The organism is Candidatus Accumulibacter propinquus (assembly GCF_056856495.1).
In genome coordinates this window covers 77,164-94,718 of the sequence record NZ_JBSEHC010000001.1, presented here as the reverse complement: position 1 = coordinate 94,718, position 17,555 = coordinate 77,164, and the positions used below count along the sequence as shown (strand labels likewise).

At 60.1% G+C, this 17,555-nt stretch carries 14 protein-coding genes; 2 read left to right on the top strand and 12 right to left on the bottom strand.

Features of this window, described 5'->3' with window-relative positions; genetic code table 11:
* Positions 1-19: 19 nt before the first annotated feature.
* From AC15MQ_RS00415 to AC15MQ_RS00360, 12 genes are all read right to left on the bottom strand, one after another.
* The gene (locus AC15MQ_RS00415; RefSeq protein WP_483079009.1) at positions 20-3,775 is read right to left on the bottom strand and encodes a hypothetical protein; all 3,756 of its coding nucleotides are present in this window, start codon (positions 3,773-3,775) and stop codon (positions 20-22) included.
* Positions 3,772-7,419, bottom strand: coding sequence for a baseplate J/gp47 family protein (locus tag AC15MQ_RS00410; RefSeq protein WP_483079008.1), 3,648 nt, complete (start codon positions 7,417-7,419; stop codon positions 3,772-3,774). The genes AC15MQ_RS00415 and AC15MQ_RS00410 overlap by 4 nt, the downstream gene beginning before the upstream one ends.
* Positions 7,420-7,422: 3 nt before the next feature.
* A complete protein-coding gene (locus tag AC15MQ_RS00405) occupies positions 7,423-7,866 on the bottom strand; it encodes a GPW/gp25 family protein (protein WP_287665218.1) in 444 nt (147 codons plus the stop codon).
* Between the two features lie 6 nt (positions 7,867-7,872).
* Positions 7,873-8,142, bottom strand: a complete 270-nt coding sequence (locus AC15MQ_RS00400; protein WP_287665215.1) for a PAAR domain-containing protein — start codon at positions 8,140-8,142, stop codon at positions 7,873-7,875.
* Positions 8,143-8,251: 109 nt separating this feature from the next.
* Positions 8,252-10,018: a type VI secretion system tip protein VgrG gene (vgrG, locus tag AC15MQ_RS00395; RefSeq protein ID WP_483079007.1), complete on the bottom strand. Its 1,767-nt coding sequence runs from the start codon at positions 10,016-10,018 to the stop codon at positions 8,252-8,254.
* A 1-nt stretch (position 10,019) separates the two neighbouring features.
* Complete coding sequence (locus AC15MQ_RS00390; protein ID WP_483079006.1) at positions 10,020-10,724, bottom strand: CIS tube protein; 705 nt, start codon at positions 10,722-10,724, stop codon at positions 10,020-10,022.
* Positions 10,724-10,903, bottom strand: a complete 180-nt coding sequence (locus AC15MQ_RS00385) for a DUF5908 family protein (protein ID WP_287652831.1) — start codon at positions 10,901-10,903, stop codon at positions 10,724-10,726. Before AC15MQ_RS00385 ends, AC15MQ_RS00390 begins: the two co-directional genes overlap by 1 nt.
* 88 nt (positions 10,904-10,991) lie before the next feature.
* Positions 10,992-11,429 carry a phage tail protein gene (locus AC15MQ_RS00380; RefSeq protein ID WP_287652833.1) on the bottom strand — a complete coding sequence of 146 codons (438 nt, stop codon included), beginning with the start codon at positions 11,427-11,429 and terminating at the stop codon, positions 10,992-10,994.
* Positions 11,430-11,444: 15 nt separating this feature from the next.
* A complete protein-coding gene (locus AC15MQ_RS00375) occupies positions 11,445-11,882 on the bottom strand; it encodes a phage tail protein (protein ID WP_287652835.1) in 438 nt (145 codons plus the stop codon).
* A gap of 68 nt (positions 11,883-11,950) precedes the next feature.
* Positions 11,951-13,399 carry a phage tail sheath family protein gene (locus AC15MQ_RS00370; protein WP_483079005.1) on the bottom strand — a complete coding sequence of 483 codons (1,449 nt, stop codon included), beginning with the start codon at positions 13,397-13,399 and terminating at the stop codon, positions 11,951-11,953.
* 38 nt (positions 13,400-13,437) lie between these two features.
* Positions 13,438-14,511 carry a hypothetical protein gene (locus AC15MQ_RS00365; RefSeq protein ID WP_287665205.1) on the bottom strand — a complete coding sequence of 358 codons (1,074 nt, stop codon included), beginning with the start codon at positions 14,509-14,511 and terminating at the stop codon, positions 13,438-13,440.
* The gene (locus AC15MQ_RS00360) at positions 14,450-15,088 is read right to left on the bottom strand and encodes a Pvc16 family protein (RefSeq protein WP_287652839.1); all 639 of its coding nucleotides are present in this window, start codon (positions 15,086-15,088) and stop codon (positions 14,450-14,452) included. Before AC15MQ_RS00360 ends, AC15MQ_RS00365 begins: the two co-directional genes overlap by 62 nt.
* A 685-nt stretch (positions 15,089-15,773) precedes the next feature.
* Between AC15MQ_RS00360 and AC15MQ_RS00355 the strand changes: the two genes are divergently transcribed.
* Both AC15MQ_RS00355 and AC15MQ_RS00350 read left to right on the top strand, forming a co-directional pair.
* Positions 15,774-16,169, top strand: coding sequence for a hypothetical protein (locus AC15MQ_RS00355; protein ID WP_287652840.1), 396 nt, complete (start codon positions 15,774-15,776; stop codon positions 16,167-16,169).
* 42 nt (positions 16,170-16,211) lie between these two features.
* The gene (locus AC15MQ_RS00350; RefSeq protein ID WP_350497891.1) at positions 16,212-17,420 is read left to right on the top strand and encodes a lytic murein transglycosylase; all 1,209 of its coding nucleotides are present in this window, start codon (positions 16,212-16,214) and stop codon (positions 17,418-17,420) included.
* Positions 17,421-17,555: the final 135 nt, after the last annotated feature.

The window sequence follows — 17,555 nt, the reverse complement described above, 5'->3', positions numbered from 1 at the left end:
TGGTCCGTAATCAGAAGTTTCAGGTGAGAGTGGTGCGCAGCGGGTAGTTGCCCAGAGCGGTGTTGTCCAGACGCACCGGATTGAAATCGCTGCCCTCGTCGCAATCATGCAGGGTTGCACCCGGGTACACGTTGCGCAACTTGCCGAGCAGGCTGCCAACGATCCAGAGTCGATAGGAAACCTCCCGGTAAGCGTTGTAACGTTCCTTGAGCATCTCTCCGATGGCTGCCGCGGCGCCGGCGTCAAGACTCAGCTCGACGGGCAGGCTGATCGCCGCGGGAATGAAGGCGCTGAACCCCGCCAATTCGCGTCCCTGCTTCAGGTTGTCATCCAGCCAGGCGTGAAATGACATTCCGTACTGACCCAGGATCGCCGCCGCACCACGACAGATGCTGCTGTCGTCGGCGGGCATGGAGAGCAGGTGGGCCTTGAGCAGCGTTTCCACGCGCGCATGCAAGCGCTCTGCGGGCCAGTCAAACGCGGCGTTGACTTTCAGCCAGCGCCGCCAGGCCGCTTCGAAGCGTTCGAACTGCCAGCCGTGCAGCGCCAACTGATGAAAGTGCTCGACCATCAGCGACTGGATCTCGCTCCACAGGGCATCGCCAAGCGACATCGACACACCGACTTCGGGAGCCTTGACCGCGCTAGCGAATTCGACCGTCAGCCTGGATCTAAGGGCATCGGCATGCTGATGATCGAGCGCCTTGTTTTCATACCAGCCGCGGAAGACGCCGCTGAAGAGATGGTAGATCGCCCTCGCGCCGACGCAGGCGTCGCTCTCCTCCGGCGCGACGCCGTCGGCTGTCACGCCTTTGGCGATCAACAAGCCGGCCAGGTCATCGACGACCCCGGCACAGGCGTCTTCGATGAACCCGTCGTTGCCGACCCAACAGATCTTGCCAACCAGATGCGCCGGCGTCTCCTGCCGGATGGTGCGTTCGGCTAAGCGGCGCATGTCCATGTTGTCCTTGTACGACGTCGTCCAGCCCGGCATCACGAAGGTGAGTCGGAAGGAATAAGGATCCTCGTCGCCACAGGTCCGGCAGGCGCCCTCGGTGCAGGCGGGATAAAGCGCATCGCCGGGAAACTTCGGGCGCAGCAGCAGATGCTCGACGACGATCAGGCGTTCGTTCGCGGCCCAGGCCAGCAACTCGCCCTGCCTCGCGCCCGCCTGGGCTTTCGAGGCAAAAAGCTCGGGGTGGCGGCCCAGTTCGGCTGCTTTCTGGTCGTTCAGCTGCAGACGGAACTGGCCACCTTCCCCGACAATCGCATAAGCATCCGGCTTCGCCAACTGCCGGATGATCGCCCGGTAAGCAAGCTCCCTGGCCGCAGCGGCATCGGCCGCGGCGAGCGCCAGGTGGCCTGCCAGCCAGATCCTTGCGCTGCGGTCGAGCAACTGGAAATCCAGTTGGTATTGACCGGCGACGAGTTCGACCCGGTAGGCAAAACGCAGGTCGGGATAGCCCAGCAGCAGGCTGATGCGTGACTGGATTCCCGACCGGTTGGCTGGCGAACAAGGCTCGAACCGGTAGTTGAAGGCTCTGGAACGGTCATGGCTGATCTGTGGATAGGCCTTGAGGAAGGAAATCTTGTCATTGATCAGGCGTTCGAGAGCCACCCGCCGGCCATCGAGCTTGCTCAGCAGCAGCGCATAGTCGTTGAACTGTTCGCCGAAGCGGGCGAGCAGGTGGTCGAGAAAGCGGTTGCGACGCTCAAGAAACTCCTCCTCGCTCTCGGTGATCGCCTCGACGGCGGCCTGGTCGAGATTCCTGGAGATCTCGTCAAAGCCGCTGATCAAGGACTCGCTGAACGATTTCACGAAGTAAGTCCGCTTGATCCCGGGATCGAGCGAGAACAAATCGGCGGTATGGCCCAGTTGTGCCAGAGTGTTGCCGAGGATCTGCTCGAAAACCATCAGGTAGGCTTTCATCTGCTTCGCTTGCGCTCGGCGCAACCGGGAAGCATGTGCAGGCAGGCCATCGAGACCGATCCCATAGGTCTGCGGGAAGCTGTATTGCAGGGGCTGGTAATCCTCCGGGTGCCTGAAGCTACCCTTGGGAATGTCGATGTCGGCAGTGGCGAACGGATTCTTCGGTCGCTCGGCTTCCCCGCGCAACTGGCTCAAGGTGTCCTCGGCCTCATCACTGCGCGGCACGAACGGCAGGCCATCCTTGTAGAACAGGAAACGGGAGACCTGGCGATACAGCCGTGGCTGGTGCTGCCTGCCGACGAACAGCAGCCACGCCGCGCTGGCCTTGTTGGCATCAAAAATGGGCTTGCCGTCGGCCGCATTCCAGGCTGGATCGGCGGCGCCCTTGATCACCTGGCCTTCTGAATCGTATTTGGTCAACAACAACTGATTGACCGCCAGCACGCCTTCGATATCCATCAGGCGATTGACGATGTCCGAGGTCCGCAGCACCGATTTCAGCGACGCCGCTGCCAGGTCTTCTGCCGTGATGAAGCCATTGTCGAGGGCGGGACCGTTGAAGATGTCCTCGACGCGCTTGCCGGCATCAAGCAACTCCTGCAAGGAATGAAAGCGGATCGCCGGGTTGAAATACTGTTCGATTTCGAACCAGATACGCGCCTGCACCGCTTCGATGTCGGCATCGGCCTTCACTTCGACGTCGGCGCAAACGGCCACTTCCTCGATGCCGATCGGCTCGACGCGGCAGAAGTCTTCATCCAGACTCCGGTGCGCGTCGAGTACTGCCCTGGCATGATCGACGGCGGCCATCACCGCTTTGACCTTCCGGCGGTAACGCGGGATGAAGCCGCCGGCACTGCGGTCTTCCAGCCAGGTTTTCAGGCGTTGGGTCGTGGTCGCGGACCTGGCGGCGTCGGCGCCGAACACGCGCAGCGCAACGTTGCGGATCAGAAGGCTTGTCGTGGTGGTCGACTGGTCGGCAAGCACATGGGTGAACTCGATCTCGAAGTCGAGGAAGAGGACATTGCGCCAATGCGTCCGCAGGTAGGCGTCACGGGCTGGCTCATCCTGCAAACTCGGATCGGAATACACATCGAAGGTTTTCGTTGCGCCGAGCCTGCCCAGCGTCACTCTCGGCGAATCCGCGTCGGCATCGTCAAACGCCTCGTCACTACCCAGGAACAGGGCCCAGGCACGGCTGTCGGTGAGTTCCTGCACGGGGAAGCGCAATTCGATGTGCAGCGGGTGAATGCCGTCCGCATCGTCAACGAAGACTTTCTGTTCGATCTTGCGGTCGTTGAGGTCACCCAGTTCGACATCCGCTGCCAGTTCAAGCCGCGCTTCATATAGGCCCAACGGCGTTACGTGCGTAGCCCGCCGTGCTGGGTCGCTCGGTGGCTGATAGGCAAGGCGCAACGCATCCTTCTCGCACCAGGCGTAGTAGCCACTTTCGCAAGCGCATTCCTTGCCGAAGACCCAGGCGTTGCGGACGCTGTCCAGGTCGATCATCAGACGCCGGAAGTCATCCGGCGTGGTGGGGTTGACCGTCAGAATCTCGCGCGCAGTGAAGAAGGCCTGGCCAGGGAAGGGATTCGCCGGGTCGGCAACCGGCATCTCCGGGGCCAGCAGATCCCTGACATCCCAGGCGGCCCGGTAAGCCAGGTCGGTGAGCGCGTAACACAGCGCCTCGAGGGTCGTGATCCCCGGATCGTGCGTGTTGTAGTCGGTCCACCAGCGGCTGCCCAGCTGTTCGATGAAGCCGACGCCCGCTCGCCGCAACTGGTAGAAATCCTGCGAGAATGGCAGCGTAGGCAGCCTGGCTATGGTTTTCGGCTTCTGGCTCATGCGTCACACGGACAGGTTTCGTTGAGGGAGTTCGCCGCGGCGGTCCTGATGACCACGACCTGGTGTTTGTCGGCAGGCACCGAAACCAGAATCGACAACGCCTTGGATCCGGCCACCTCGTCCTTTTCCACGCTGATCGTCTGTTTGCCGACAACCGTCCTGTGAAAAAGCTTGAAGTCCGTCACATAATCGACGCAAGGCTGTTCTTCGACAAAATTGATCAGCACCGACTTGTAGATCCTGCCGCCGAACGATGGGCTGCCGCTGCCCGTGAATGCCCACGGCGCCAGAAAACGGGTAATGGCCTGCCGCAGTTGGTTCGCGTAGTACGTTTCATCGAACCCTTCGCGGAGTCGAACCCTGAAATCGACCTGCAGTTCCTCAAACTCCGGGTTGCGGACGTGCAACCGGGCGAAGCAGCTATTCCTTTGTTGCAAAAAGGCTTCGATCTTCTCCAGGAGTGCCAGGCTGGTATATGGTCGCAAAGGATCGCGCAGCTTGTTGTAGCGAAGGTCGGGAATGGTCACGATCGTCACATGGCCGGGAGCCATCTCGCGGTAAACACCCTCGCCGGTGTCGCTGGGTTCGTATTGCGTATGGTTCAGGCACTTGACCTTGTAGATCTGCGGAAAGGCTTCGAGGATCAGGCGTTCGTAGTCCCACAAGGCGATCGCCCGATCCTTGTGCCGCAGGCGCTCGCTGATGCGCGTGTAGAAGGCTTCCGGCAGTTCGGCACTGCGACCGCCAAACGAGGGGAACGGTTGCACCAGGGACTTGACCGCGGCGGTTGGCCGCTCCAGCTTGCGGATCGTTCCCGCGTCCACTGTCGTTGCCGCGAATCGCGGCGCGTTGCCGTGGTCGACGAATGTCGCCGCCACGGCCTGCGCGGCAACCATCCGCAAGCGGCAAACGGCGTCGCTTTTCTCCGACACCGCAGCCCGTATCCAGAACATCCCGGCCGGCAACAGAGTGTTCGTGCTCGTCGCCTGAGCCGGCACGGCGAAGGTGATGATGCCCGAATTCAGCAGTTCACCGCTGCCATCCTGCACCTCGTCTTCGCGGAAGTCGATCCAGACATTGTTGCTGAGGTAGCTCCAGAAGACCAGGGGCGATGCCATCGGTCTCTTGACCAGCGGATTGGCCGTACCATCGGCGACTTCGAACAACAGGGCAAGATTTTGCGGCGGCGCGAGTCCCGTAACACCAACATAGAATTCGGCCTCGCTGAGTCTGATCCGGTTATCGTACTGAAAGGCAAAACGCGGCAACAGGTACACCGGGGCGTCGGTATGGGCAGGCTGCTCGACCTGGCCAAAAGGCGCGAGGTGAAAGTATTGCGCCTTGCCAGAAGCTGGGCCTGCGGAAAAAGCGATTCGCTGACTCGCCGTGTAGCTCATGGCAAGACTGCTCATGGTCGGCCCGAGCGGCTGCTTGCCGGGGTCCGACGCACCACTATCCTTGCGCAGGTAGCGCAACAGCGCAGTCTGGTAGGCGTCCTGGCCGAAATCGCCCGACAACTCGAGTTTGGCGAAGCCATGCCGCGAGTCGGTGCTGTAGAACTCGTTGGTGGCGAAATCCGGCGCATCGACGGTCGGCAGACCCAGGTTGTTCGAGAACGGCACTGACGTTGCATCGACGGTCACCGGGTCAATGCCCGGGTCCACCCACAAGCCGTTGTTCAGGAAGAAGAGGCTGACGCTCGGCAGCGGATCGCCGGAGGGATACAACAGGGGTGTCGCCAGCCAGTTCAGCTCCAGCGACGCCGCGTTCAGTGTTTTCTGGAAGGCCTCTCGCGACCCCACGATCAAGGCGTTACCCGCCACAGGCGACGCTCCAAAAGGCTGGAAGGGCTTCGATGAGTCGACCGGGCCGAAATCGTTGGACACCGCGAGTGTCCTGAGACCCGAGACAGTGACCGTCAGGTCGATCTGCTTCAGCACCAGGTCCTGTAGCTGCGCATAGCGGTAGGCGTTGCCGCGGTGCTGGAGCTTGACGAGGAGCACCGGCAGATTGGTCGCCAGGCCGTAGCCATGTGCTTTCGCCGAGTAGGATCTCACCGCCGGAAACTCTCCGCCCAGTTCGGCCTGCAGGCGCAGTTTGTCGTCGGCAAGCCTGGCGAGGCTCAGCTTGCCGGTGTCCACCTCATGCCATTCCTTCTCCGATGTGAGCAGACAGCTCACGTCGCCAGGCTGGCCACTGAAACCCGACAGGTTGCCGTCAACCGTGAAATCGATCGTAATGGTGCGGCTGCCCTCAGCCAGCGACAGGTAATGCGAGGCGATGGCGAAACCCACCTCCGCTTTCGGCATGCGAATGTCGCCGAGTGCGCCATCCACATACCGCTTGTTGAAGAACGGATGCCATGACTGGTCTGCCTGCGGGAGCGCTGCTCCGAGACCATCGTCCGAATCGGCCACCGGCGAAGCAAACAGACGACCTGTGTCGTCAAATGCTGCGGTTTGTCCTGACACCGCCTCCCCAGTATGGCGATAGACCGTCCTCAACGCGGCGACCTGCGCCTGGTTGGCGACGAAAGCCCTGTCGTTGGCAAAGAAGACGTCGCGCCCGAGTTCGTCCTTGCCGGCCTTGAACAACTCCCCGGCCTGGATCTGATGACTGCCGACATGTTTGGCCAGTTCCACCAGAAGGTGCGCGTGCGCGGCTTCCGAAGGTTTCTCCTGGAGGCGGAGGATCTCCCGGTAATAGAAATCCAGATGCCGTCTGGTCAAGGTGTTGATGTCCGCCCGCAGGTGCTCCAACAGACGGAGGAAAGCCAGGAACAATGCATAGTGGGGTTCGTGTCGGTCCCAATTGTTCAGGGTACCTTCCAGCGCCAGCGCGGCTTCACTGACGGTACGGGCAAACACCTTCAGGAACTGCTCGAAAATCGATCTGAAAAGCGCATGCGTTGCGCAATGATTGATGCGCACGAAGACATCCGCCGTTGCGCCACCGTAGACCGCCGGGTCTTCAAGCACTGTGGTCACATACGCTTCCCATGGACGACCGGCGCTCCAGTCCGTAGACAGGCCGGCAGTGAGAACCGCCGCGAATGTCGTCACCGGGGCGCGCAGGATCGTGGACCCCGATGACGGCGCAACCGAATTGACCAGTGCCAGGCTGCTGCCCGCCTTGTAATACGCAATCAAGCGCCTGAATGCCGGAGCCAATTGACTCCTGATCAGGTTTTGCAGGGTACCCTTGAGGGCGATGTCGGCGGGCAGGGCCTCCTTGAGGAGATCCAGTTGCCGGGCCAGCGTGCCCAGGCTGCTGTAGAGGAAGCCCAGATGGTTCCTTAGCTGCGCGCCTTCGTTCCGGTTCTGGCGGTCGTCCAGATAGTCGAGATACGACTTGATGTTGCGCTTGTAGGCATCAGCATCCTCGACGGCGACGACTGCCAGTCGGACCGATACGTCGTTGCCGAAAAATACCGTCCAGTCGCCAGCCTCGGAATTCGTCGCGTCAAAATACTTCAGCAAGGCGGCATAACTGTCGGCGAAGACCATGCCGTGTGCTGTCGTCCGCCCGTCCACCGGCGCGTAGCCCGGATCCAGCGCGACCGGCAGCCGCTGGTTCTGGCTCGTCCCTTCGCGGATCAGCTTGAGGGGATCCTGGTTCTGCTGGCAATCGGTCGAGGTAGCCATGATTCAGGCGCTGTCCGGCAGGAGGTTGACGGTGGTCGAGAGGTTGATATCGGTGCCCTCCAGTTTGTAATACGGGTAGACGAAGTTGAAACGGGAATTGGTCGACTTCACCCGGTAGACCACCTCGATCAACACCAGTCCCTGCAACTCCTGACTGTCGTCCAGCTTGACCCTCTCCAGGCTGATGCGTGGTTCGTTGTAGAGGATCGCGGACTCGACCTTGTCGGCCATCAGCGTCTTCATGCGGGTATCCAGCGATTCAAATAGCAGTTCGTCCAGATTGCAACCGTACAGAGGCTGCAGAAGGCGCTCGCCTTGCGCCGTGCCGAGCAGGATTTCGAGGCTGGAGGCTATGTCGGCCTCCTCCTCGAGCATTCTTACTGCCGCCCTGTCGGCCACAAATTCAGGCGGGAAAGACCAGCCACGACCGAGAAAGTCCTGCTTCATCGCTGCTCACCCCCCAATATTGACCTGCAGGGCGCCGGGAGGCATGACCGCCCCGCCGCCAGCCGTCGAGTCGCCCACCCGGGCAGCCGGCATGCCACCGATGAGCACCGTCGCCGACCCCTTGATGATGACATCGGCGCCGCAGGAATCTCCCAGGCGTGCCGCCGGCAAGCCTCCGATCAACACCGTCGGGGCGCCGGGCGGAATGATGGGGACGGGGACACCAAGCGTCGCCGTGCTGACGATCATGTCGGTAATCCGGGCTGCTGCGGGCATGTTCTGGTTTCCTTTGCCGATACTTTCTGCCAGTGCTTCTGCCAGTGCTCCAGTTGGAAAACGCGTGGCCCGGCAACACGCCAGCCCACGACACCCGACGCCGCGATGGCTAGTTGATCTGGACCATGCCACCCTGTATGACCGTCGTGGCACTGCCCTTGATGCTCGTGCTCGGGCTCGATATCTCGGCGCTGCTGCTGCCCGACGCCTTGAAGGCCGCCGTCGCCTTGAGCTCCGTGTTGGTGCCCTGCAGCTTCAGATCCTTGCTGGCCTTCACGGAAAGATCCTTGACACTCTCGATCGTGATGCCACTGTCGTCCAGGGTAATCCGGTTGCCATTCTGGTCTTCCAGGGATATCCCTTTAGCATCCTCTGAGAGGGTAAGCTTGTTGCCTCCCGGCGTTTCCAGGCCGATGATCTTCTTCTGGTCATCAAAGTTCAGGCGCAGTTTCTCGCGACTGACGTAGCCCTTGAGGTGGTTGTCATCCTTGGCGGCTTCGGGAGCAGGTTTGGCGCTGCTATGACACATCCCGAGCACCACCGGGTGACGTGGGTCGTCATTCAGAAATCCGACAACCACTTCGTCACCGATTTCCGGCCGAAAATACGTGCCCCGCTGCTTGCCCGCGTCGAGCGTGACGAGGCGTGCCCAGATGCCGTCCTCGCTGCTGCTGATCAGCGGCATGCGGACCTTGATCCGGTCTTCCCCCGCAGGGTCGTTCTCCAGCGCCGTAACGACGCCGATCTGCAGCCCGCAGACGGCCGGTAACAAGCCGGCCGCCGGGAGGGGACGGAGATTGTAGGTTTCAGCAAAGCCTTCGGTACTCAAACCGAATTGGACGTCGGTTTCCCAATTGCCGCCGGACAGACGATGGCGAACGCCGGAAACGTACATTTCACCGGCAAACCGCGCGCCAATCCCGGTGATCTCGACGATCCTGCCCGGCGCGACTCCGGAGAAACCCTGAAATGTGGCGCGGCCACGCACTTTCGCCAAACGCTCACGCAGCAGCCGGGCATCGGCCCACGCCTGCAGTTCGGGCTCGCCGAGTTTGCCGCCGTGCCAGAGTTCCAGCGGGTCGCTGCCGGCCACGGCGGCCAGGTCGGCGGCCGCGAGATTGCCGCTGTGCATCGCCTTCGGCTCTTTCGCGTCGGCGCTGATTACGACCTGGTCGCTGGCATTCCAGCTGCTCGCGGTAATGCCTTTGCTTTGCCATCTGGCGTCGATTTCCGCGTCCAGTTCGAGTACCGTCGCGCCATAAGCAATCTTGAGCACGGCCGTGGCTGCCGTCAGCGGTTTGCCGACACTGACCTTGTCATCTTCCACCAGCACGACCTGGCCATTCGCCTCGGCCCGACAGAGCAGGAAATCCCAGTCGCTGGTGTCATACTGAACCACTTCCTTCAGGTCGGGGAGGGTCGACTCGACGGATTTCTGCAACCCGTAAAAGCCGATCACTTCCTCCATGACATCGCTGTCCTTCTGGTCGACAAAATAACGGCTCCTGGCCCCGCTGGTCATCCTCACCGCCTCATGCCGGCATTCGACAGTCAGAACATTGCCACCCTTGCGTATGCTGATCGCCTGTTTGACGACGATTCCCTTGAATACCGTTTCGTTGTTCGAGCGATACCCCAACTGGATTTCAATTCCTTTCCCCGGCACGAAGCTGTCCGTATCGCTGACCGCGAACGTCCCCTTGGCCGCATCGCCATCCTGTATCTGCAGCGTTGCGGCCGGAATCCGGTTCAATTCGCGGCTGATCGAAAGCGACAAGACGTGAAATTCACTGCTGATCTCTTGCCCCTCAACCAGGACCGTCAACGTGCAGACATCAGGCGTCGCCGGCGTGGGAATGGTGGATTCGTTGCTCACCTCAACGCGTCGCCTTTTCCAGCGGTGGAAAGGTCAGGTCACTGCCCGGCCTGAGTACGCGAAAATTCTCGAGTGCATTGAATTCCGCCACCTGGATGTAATATCTGGGATCACCGTAGATGCGATAACACAGTTGCGGCAGTGTATCCCCTCTCTTGACCCGGCGAACGTGTGTCAGGTCCGGTGAACTCTTGTTCTCCCTGGCCGCACGCTTTTGCTCCTCGATACTGCTCCTGAACTTCGCTTTGGCAAGCGCACGAATGGGCGTTCCGTCACTCTTGAACATCTTGTAGGTGATGCTGACTTCGGTGACACGCCCCTTGAAAATGGAGTTCTGTCCCCACACCAGTTTGAAGTGGCGTGGTTCGTGCGAATCTCCCTTGTATTCTATCAACACCTGCTTGAACAGCTTCAAATCGTCGGCAACCGAATCGCGTGGTTTTCCGTCAATGATTCCGGTGTTGTCGAAGAGAAACTCGAAAGTCATCTCCTCGGGCTGGGTATACTCGTACTTCAACTGCTTGCCGCTGGTACCCTGGCCTTGCCCGGATTCGGAGAATTTGATTTTGTACTCCTGCGTGTAACTCTCGGGATTGATCAGCGCTTCGAAAGAATCGTCCGCTTCGGCCAGACCGCCGCTCTCCGCCTTCCGGGAATCGGAAAACGCCAGAATGAGCATCTTTTCAAGTTTGCCGGATTCCGCCATTATCTTTCGCTCTTGTTCCTGAGGATCTGCAACACCTGTTCCACACACTCGGCCACCAGGGCCTCCCGGTCGGCCCCGCCGACGCCTTGTGCATCAACTACCGGCGTGGTCTGCCCTGCGGCTCCGGGCGGCCCATTCACGGCAATCGAGATATGCAACTCCTTTATTTCGATGGGCATCAGCTCCCGGCTTTCCAAAAAATGGGCAGAACAGGTCGGTTGAGTAAGCCATTACGCCGCGCGTCAACCTCGCCACAAGCGGATGGACTCATTGGACAGTGAAATAGCGGTAGGTCAGTTCCATCGTTTCAATCACGACGCTGCTTTCGTTGGCATTCAGGTCACTCACCAGCCACTTCTTGGGGATCGCATGGGCAATCTTCCACGTTCGCAAGGGTTCACCCCGTTCGTTCATCAGGACGACATTAATGTCTGCCGGAGTGAACTGCCGATCACGAAAAGCATCCAGGAACCACTTGATCACCGAAGAATCGCTCAGCATGCCCCGCTTCAACACCATGTCGGCGTACTTGGTGCGCACCGGCAACTTGTGCTCGAAGCGGTTTTCGCCGCCTTCCTTGAAACTCTCGTAATCGTATTCGACCGATAAACCGGAAACCGACTGAAACCGGGCATCGTTGACATCCTTGCTAATGCCGAACTCCACTTTGTAGTAGAACCCCCACGGCGGGTAATAATCAGCCATGCGGCGCCGACCCCGTCAGATCTTCATCAGCTTGAGACCTTCGTGCGCGATCTCGATACTCTCCACGGCAATCTCATTGGCGTCCGACTTCAGGTCAGGAGCAGTGATCTTGACAGGAAAACAACGCGTTGCCGCCCACGCCGCGACCGGTGTATGCTTTTCATTGAGTAGTCGGATGACCACGTCGCGGCGACCGTCGACGCGTTCATTGGCGATGTCTTCCAGCCACTTGTTATAATCGAAATCCCCTTCGAACTTGCCACGTTTCAGGGTGATATTGTTGTTCTTGATCAGACCGGGCATGGCGATCTTGTTGAAATCCTTGCTGTCGCTATGTCGATACTCGATTTTTTCTCGTTCCATGACCAGGCCTGTGACCTCGGTGAAACTTATTTTCGCACCACCCCAATCAACCTGGAAATGGAAGCGGGGAATCGGATATTCTTGTGCCATGATAGTAATCCTGGAAAGTTGAATACTGACGACTGTGGAACGTTAGGACCCGATCTCTCGGCCAGGCATCATGACTCGGCCATCTTGTGCGAGAATCTGAGGATGATGAACTCGGCCGGCCGCACCGCCGCCATGCCGATTTCGATAATCAGGCGTCCTTCGAGGATATCCAGCGCGGTCATGGTCTTGCCCAGGCCGACAGCGACGTAAAACGCGTGTTCCGGCTTGACTCCCTGCAGAGCCCCCTGACGCCACAAGGTGGTCAGGAAATTTTCGATCATCGCCTGGATTTTGACCCAGGTGTTGGCATCATTGGGCTCGAACACGAACTGCTCGGTGGCCTTCTTGACCGACTCCTCGACAAAGATGAAAAAACGCCGAACGCTGACATAACGCCATTCGTTGTCATTGCCGGCAAGGGTGCGCGCACCCCACACCAGCGGACCCTTGCCGGTGAATGAACGAATGGCGTTCACCGACTTGCCTGCCGTCACGTCAACGTTGATGGTTTCCTGATCCCTGTTCGACATCTGGATCGTTGGCTGGATGACGGCGTTCACGCTGACATTGGCGGGTGCTTTCCAGACCCCGCGGCTGTTATCGACGGCAGCATAGATCCCGGCGATCGCCGACGATGGCGGCAATTTGCAGGGGAAGTCGCGGATCGCCGCCTTGGCCAGTTCATAGACCTGATTCTGCGTGCCATTCAAGGTGTTCAGTGCCACTGCCGCGGCCGCGACGCCATTGGTGACGACGCTGACGTCGGTGCTGGATTCGTCATACGCGAAGTCCAGCACGGTTTCCACGTTTGGTGCGTAGGCCGCACCATATTTGAGGTTGTTCGTACCGATACCGTCGTCCCTGAAATTGCCGATCGCAGCCAGCAGGTTCGCATCCGGGTCGGAGAGGGAAATCGGGGTGACGCCATCCACACCCCCATGGACGTCCATGATCACAAAACGGTCCTGCAGGTCGGCGCACTGTTGCAACGCGGCGTCGTGCAGCGCCTTGAAATCGGCGATCGACAAGGACTGCGCTTCCGGAAACACAATCAATGTGGGTTCGTCGGCCTTGACCAGAGTATTCAGACCCGCCGTCAGGTCGGCAAGCAGGGGAGTTCCCGGCAGCGCCGTATAGGGGTTGACAGAGACGACATAACACGGACCACCGCCATTGGCGAAATACACTTGCAGCGCGTAAAACATGATGTGTTTTGAACGCGCCGCTTCGCTCAGGCTGGCCACGGCCCGCTGATCCGTCGTCGCACCGTTCACCTGGGTTACGGCGACCGTCACGCTGATGGCCTCCTCGGATTGCGCGCCGCCAAAGTATTTTTCGTACTCGATCATCGAGGAGATACGCGTCGGCTTCAGGTGCAGATCTGCTGCCGTGCGGTTCTCGGCCTTCCGGGTATAGCCGATGAACGCTGGAATCGCGGTCGCAACCGGGGCAATGGACGGCGGGAATTTTGGAATTTCCTCGATGTAAACGCCTGGAGTCTTGTACGCTGTAGCCATGAATATCACCCGTATGTGGTTAGAGTAAGAGCTTGCAGTTAGACATGAACTTCCGAAACGAGGCGACTGATGACGGCGCCGGTCTTCTCCACTTTCACCAGCCGTTCGGAAGGCTTTTGCTTTTGGCCTGCGTTGCCAAAATGGGTCAGGGGTAGAGCATCTGATTCAATCGAGTCAACGACTCCGGTCGTCTTGTTCACGTAGGTCCAGAACGTCGAACGGTTCCTGATGCGAAGCTGGTAGATGGGAGGGCTGCTCTTCGCCCGGCCGGCCGCATCGACAAAACTGAACGCACTGTCGCCCGGACGCACGGCGGTCAGACTGATCAGCGCAAATACGTCATCCGCCACATCGTCCGACAGTCTGACGCCCCGCTCTGGCACACCGACCACTCCCGCCGGCGGGATGATCGCCGGCACGTCGCCTTGATGGAGGTACACCGGGAGGTCGTTTGCGTCGGCGGCAAGTTGCTGGACGCGTGCGTTCGGACCGTCACTGGTGAGTTGCCCCAATGCCGTACCCGATAAACCCAGGGCCTCAACCTGCTCGGTGGGCGCCAGGGGGCGATATCTTCGCGACAGGAACAGCAATTTGCCCGTTCCTGCCCCTCTCGTCGCCCCGCTCAGATTCGACACGACGGGCACGTTTTCCTTGTAGCGACAGGTGACACCCTCGCTCCGGTCGTATGCCTCGTGGATCCTTTGCGGACGCAGGGTCAACGCCGAGTAGTCAAAAAAACGACTGTCCCTGACGACGATCACGAACTCGAAGACGCTGTCCGCCGGCAAGCTCGTGGTGCCTTTCAGGAGCACCACGAAACCCAGTGCCGTTTCTTCAAACAGGCACTGGTTAGCCGCGAGCGCAACGCGGGTGCTTCCAGTCGGCTGTATGCCAAGCAAGCGACGTACATCGTAGGCTTGCAGAAGTCTGGCTTTCAGCGCCTGATCCGTGATCCGGTCAAAGACGCTCGCTCCCCGATCCAGCCAATAATGGTGAAGGATCCGGACTTCGAACAGTTTTCTGTACCTGCGTGCCATCCGCTCTGCCATATTAATCCGTCGCCGATTTCTGATAAAAGTCGGTAACCACCTCGTTAACCAGCACGCCTTCACTCTGTGTGGCCTTGAATTGCAGTTCGAGAAGACGCAGAACATACAGAACAAAAGGATACTGCTTGCCGCCCAGGGTACCCCACAAATGGTTGACCTCCTCCATGCTCGGGGAATACAGATCGAGGACGAGCTTGAACGATTCGAGTTGATCGAGGGCATTGCCCGGTGCATTGGTGGTCATTGAAGCCGGAGCGACATTATCCTGGCTGAACACGTTCTTGAACTGGAAAAAACGGATCGCCCGCGACAACATCAACAAGGCATTGGTATAGTTGCCATGGCTGGCAACGACAAGAATCTGGCAATTCAGAAATACTGGTGGATTTTGGTAGGTGACCGTCAAAGCCGCATCGTTACGGACATGATTGGGCAGGTTCTTGAGCGCCTTTTCCTCCTTGATATTCACCATCGACAGAATGAGCATATCGCGGGGTACGCCACTGCTGCCTGGAGCGCTGGCAATGCCTTCCGCCATGTTGCCCAAAGCCACCTGCGGAGACCCATCGCCACCGCCGTAGGTATCGGCGAGATGCCTGTTCAACTCGTTCATCACGATGGTCAATGCATGCGAGATCATGTCATCCGCATCCGCTTACAGAAACGGCCGGCTCTGGCAAGAGGCCCGACGGCAAACATCTGCAGCCGAAGCATTCCATCCGTCACCGCAATCATCGGCTGACGCCTGCAACTTGAACAGGAGTGCGGCATCGATTCCCTCCTCGGCACGGTTGTACTCGGATCAAGCTGAAACGACCTTATATCAAAGCAGACCACACTAAGCCGTGCTTGTCAATTGGCTGCGCCAGCGATGCCCCGCCGGCGCAGCACTCCGATCCGCGCATGCCATCGTGCAACCGTGCAGCCAGCCGCCAAGGGAAAGTGGCCGCCCAACCCAGAGGGATTGGAAAGCACTTCCAAGACGCGAACAGCGACGTTGAAGGCTGGATGCCCGCCGGAAGCCAAGGCCTTACACGCTGTCACACAATGGAACATAGACGCCACAGATGCCCGTAGCTTTCGCCTGTAGGATTCGTCTCGTCGTCGGGATGCTCTCTCCCCCCTCCCCCTCCCCTTGGAGTGTCGCGGCGACCGCAACACCGGCCCGCCCAGATCCCCCCTGCGCGGGCCGTTCTTTTGGTCGGTAGCGACCTCCCGCCAGCGATCGCGGCATCGAGTGCTGCCCAGGGATGGCCGGAGTACTTCCGAAATCTTACAATAGGCGGCGACACCACTCTTCGCCGAACCTGAAAACAAGGACTTCGATGATCAGCAACGAGGACGCACGCGGTTTTTCAAGCGCACGAACGATGGCGCTCCCCTCCGGTTGGTTCGGTAAGTTACTGGCGATCATGGCCAGCGCGACGTTGGTGGTCGTCGGCCTCATGTTCTCGGTGCTGGCTCTCGCAGTGCTGCTGGTCGGCGGAACGCTGCTGTTTGCCTACCTGAAGTGGAAGACACGCCACCTGCGCCGCGTGCTGGACGCGCAAGTGCAGCCGGCCAGAGAGCCGGAACAGCAGTCCAGCGGTCTTGTGATCGAGGGTGAAGTCATCGGCGATGCTGAGTACGACGCCAATTCTCATGCCCCGGCACGCAAACCGCTACGGCACGACGTGCCGGCAAGCCGTGAACAGCAGCCTGAAGCCGCAACTGACCGTTGAGCGCCGCAGTTCCTTCCACCCTTTGTCAATGTGTGTTCAGCCATGAAATTTGTCTGCCTTGTCCGATTCCTGACGCTGATCAGTGCTGCCGCAGCCGCGCAAGCAACGCCACCGGACGAACATTTCGGCGCGTGCATGGCAGCGCTGCGGGCTGAATCGCCGTCGAGAGGGGTTTCCAGCGCGTCTTTCGATAGATTGACCCGTGGCCTCGCGCCCGACATGAGCGTGCTGGAATTCCTCGACTATCAACCCGAGTTCCGGACACCGATATGGGATTACCTCGCTGCTCTGGTCGATGAAGAAAGGGTTGGCGACGCCCTTGCAATGCGCGAGAAATGGGCCGACACGCTGGCGGCGGCAGCCGAGCGCTATCGCGTAGATGCGGACACCGTTGTCGCTGTATGGGGTGTCGAGAGCAACTTCGGGCGCAACTTCGGGAAGCGCCCCCTGCTGACCTCACTCGGTACCCTCGCTTGTTTCGGACGTCGGCAAGCCTATTTCCGTGGCGAGTTCCTGAGCACACTGAAGATCCTGGACAGCGGCGACATCACCCCGGAGCGTCTGGTCGGTTCCTGGGCCGGCGCCTTTGGCCATACCCAGTTCATGCCCTCGACCTTTCTGCGCCTGGCGGTCGATGGTGACGGCGACGGCAAGCGGGATCTGATGGACAGTGTCCCCGATGCACTCGCTTCGACCGCCAATTTCCTGCATCGGGCGGGCTGGCGACAGGGTGAACCGTGGGGCTACGAAGTCGTTCTGCCCCCGGGATTTGATACCAGCGTCTCCGGACGCAGCAATAAAAGGCCGCAGTCGTACTGGGCAGGTCGCGGTGTGCGCCGTGCCGATGGCCAACCACTCGCCGCCTCGGATGTGGCCGCCGGCCTGCTCCTGCCGGCCGGTCCGCGCGGCCCGGCCTTTCTGGTATTGCGCAACTTCGATGCCATCTACGGCTACAACGCCGCCGAGAGCTATGCCCTAGCGATTGCCCATCTCGCCGACCGGATCAAGGGCGGCAAACCGTTTGCCACCGCATGGCCCACCGACGACGGCGGCCTTTCGCGCCGCGAACGCCGTGAGCTACAGACTCTGCTCGCCGGCCGCGGCTATCCGATCGGAGAGATCGATGGCATGATCGGCAGCAATTCCCGACAGGCTGTTCAGGCCGAACAGAAGCGTCTGGGCATGACCGCCGACGGTCGTCCAGGGCAGAAATTGCTGACCACGCTACGCGCTTCGGCAACGGATCGGTAAGACGGAAGGGCTGCGGAGCGCGCCGCGGCAAGGCCGCAAGGCGTCCGCCTGCGCGCAACCGAATACTTTCCGCAAGCGCGAAGCTCACTGCCATCGCGATTGGCGGACAAGCGGTCCTGTGGTAGTGTCGGCTGC

Excerpts from the sequence above, each read along its gene's own strand:
- AC15MQ_RS00350 (WP_350497891.1), top strand. The coding sequence starts at position 16,212 with ATGAAATTTGTCTGCCTTGTCCGATTCCTGACGCTGATCAGTGCTGCC.
- AC15MQ_RS00400 (WP_287665215.1), bottom strand. The coding sequence starts at position 8,142 with ATGCCCGCAGCAGCCCGGATTACCGACATGATCGTCAGCACGGCGACG.
- AC15MQ_RS00405 (WP_287665218.1), bottom strand. The coding sequence starts at position 7,866 with ATGAAGCAGGACTTTCTCGGTCGTGGCTGGTCTTTCCCGCCTGAATTT.
- AC15MQ_RS00390 (WP_483079006.1), bottom strand. The coding sequence starts at position 10,724 with ATGGCGGAATCCGGCAAACTTGAAAAGATGCTCATTCTGGCGTTTTCC.
- AC15MQ_RS00370 (WP_483079005.1), bottom strand. The coding sequence starts at position 13,399 with ATGGCTACAGCGTACAAGACTCCAGGCGTTTACATCGAGGAAATTCCA.
- AC15MQ_RS00375 (WP_287652835.1), bottom strand. The coding sequence starts at position 11,882 with ATGGCACAAGAATATCCGATTCCCCGCTTCCATTTCCAGGTTGATTGG.
- AC15MQ_RS00355 (WP_287652840.1), top strand. The coding sequence starts at position 15,774 with ATGATCAGCAACGAGGACGCACGCGGTTTTTCAAGCGCACGAACGATG.
- AC15MQ_RS00360 (WP_287652839.1), bottom strand. The coding sequence starts at position 15,088 with ATGATCTCGCATGCATTGACCATCGTGATGAACGAGTTGAACAGGCAT.
- AC15MQ_RS00380 (WP_287652833.1), bottom strand. The coding sequence starts at position 11,429 with ATGGCTGATTATTACCCGCCGTGGGGGTTCTACTACAAAGTGGAGTTC.
- AC15MQ_RS00385 (WP_287652831.1), bottom strand. The coding sequence starts at position 10,903 with ATGCCCATCGAAATAAAGGAGTTGCATATCTCGATTGCCGTGAATGGG.
- AC15MQ_RS00410 (WP_483079008.1), bottom strand. The coding sequence starts at position 7,419 with ATGGCTACCTCGACCGATTGCCAGCAGAACCAGGATCCCCTCAAGCTG.
- AC15MQ_RS00415 (WP_483079009.1), bottom strand. The coding sequence starts at position 3,775 with ATGAGCCAGAAGCCGAAAACCATAGCCAGGCTGCCTACGCTGCCATTC.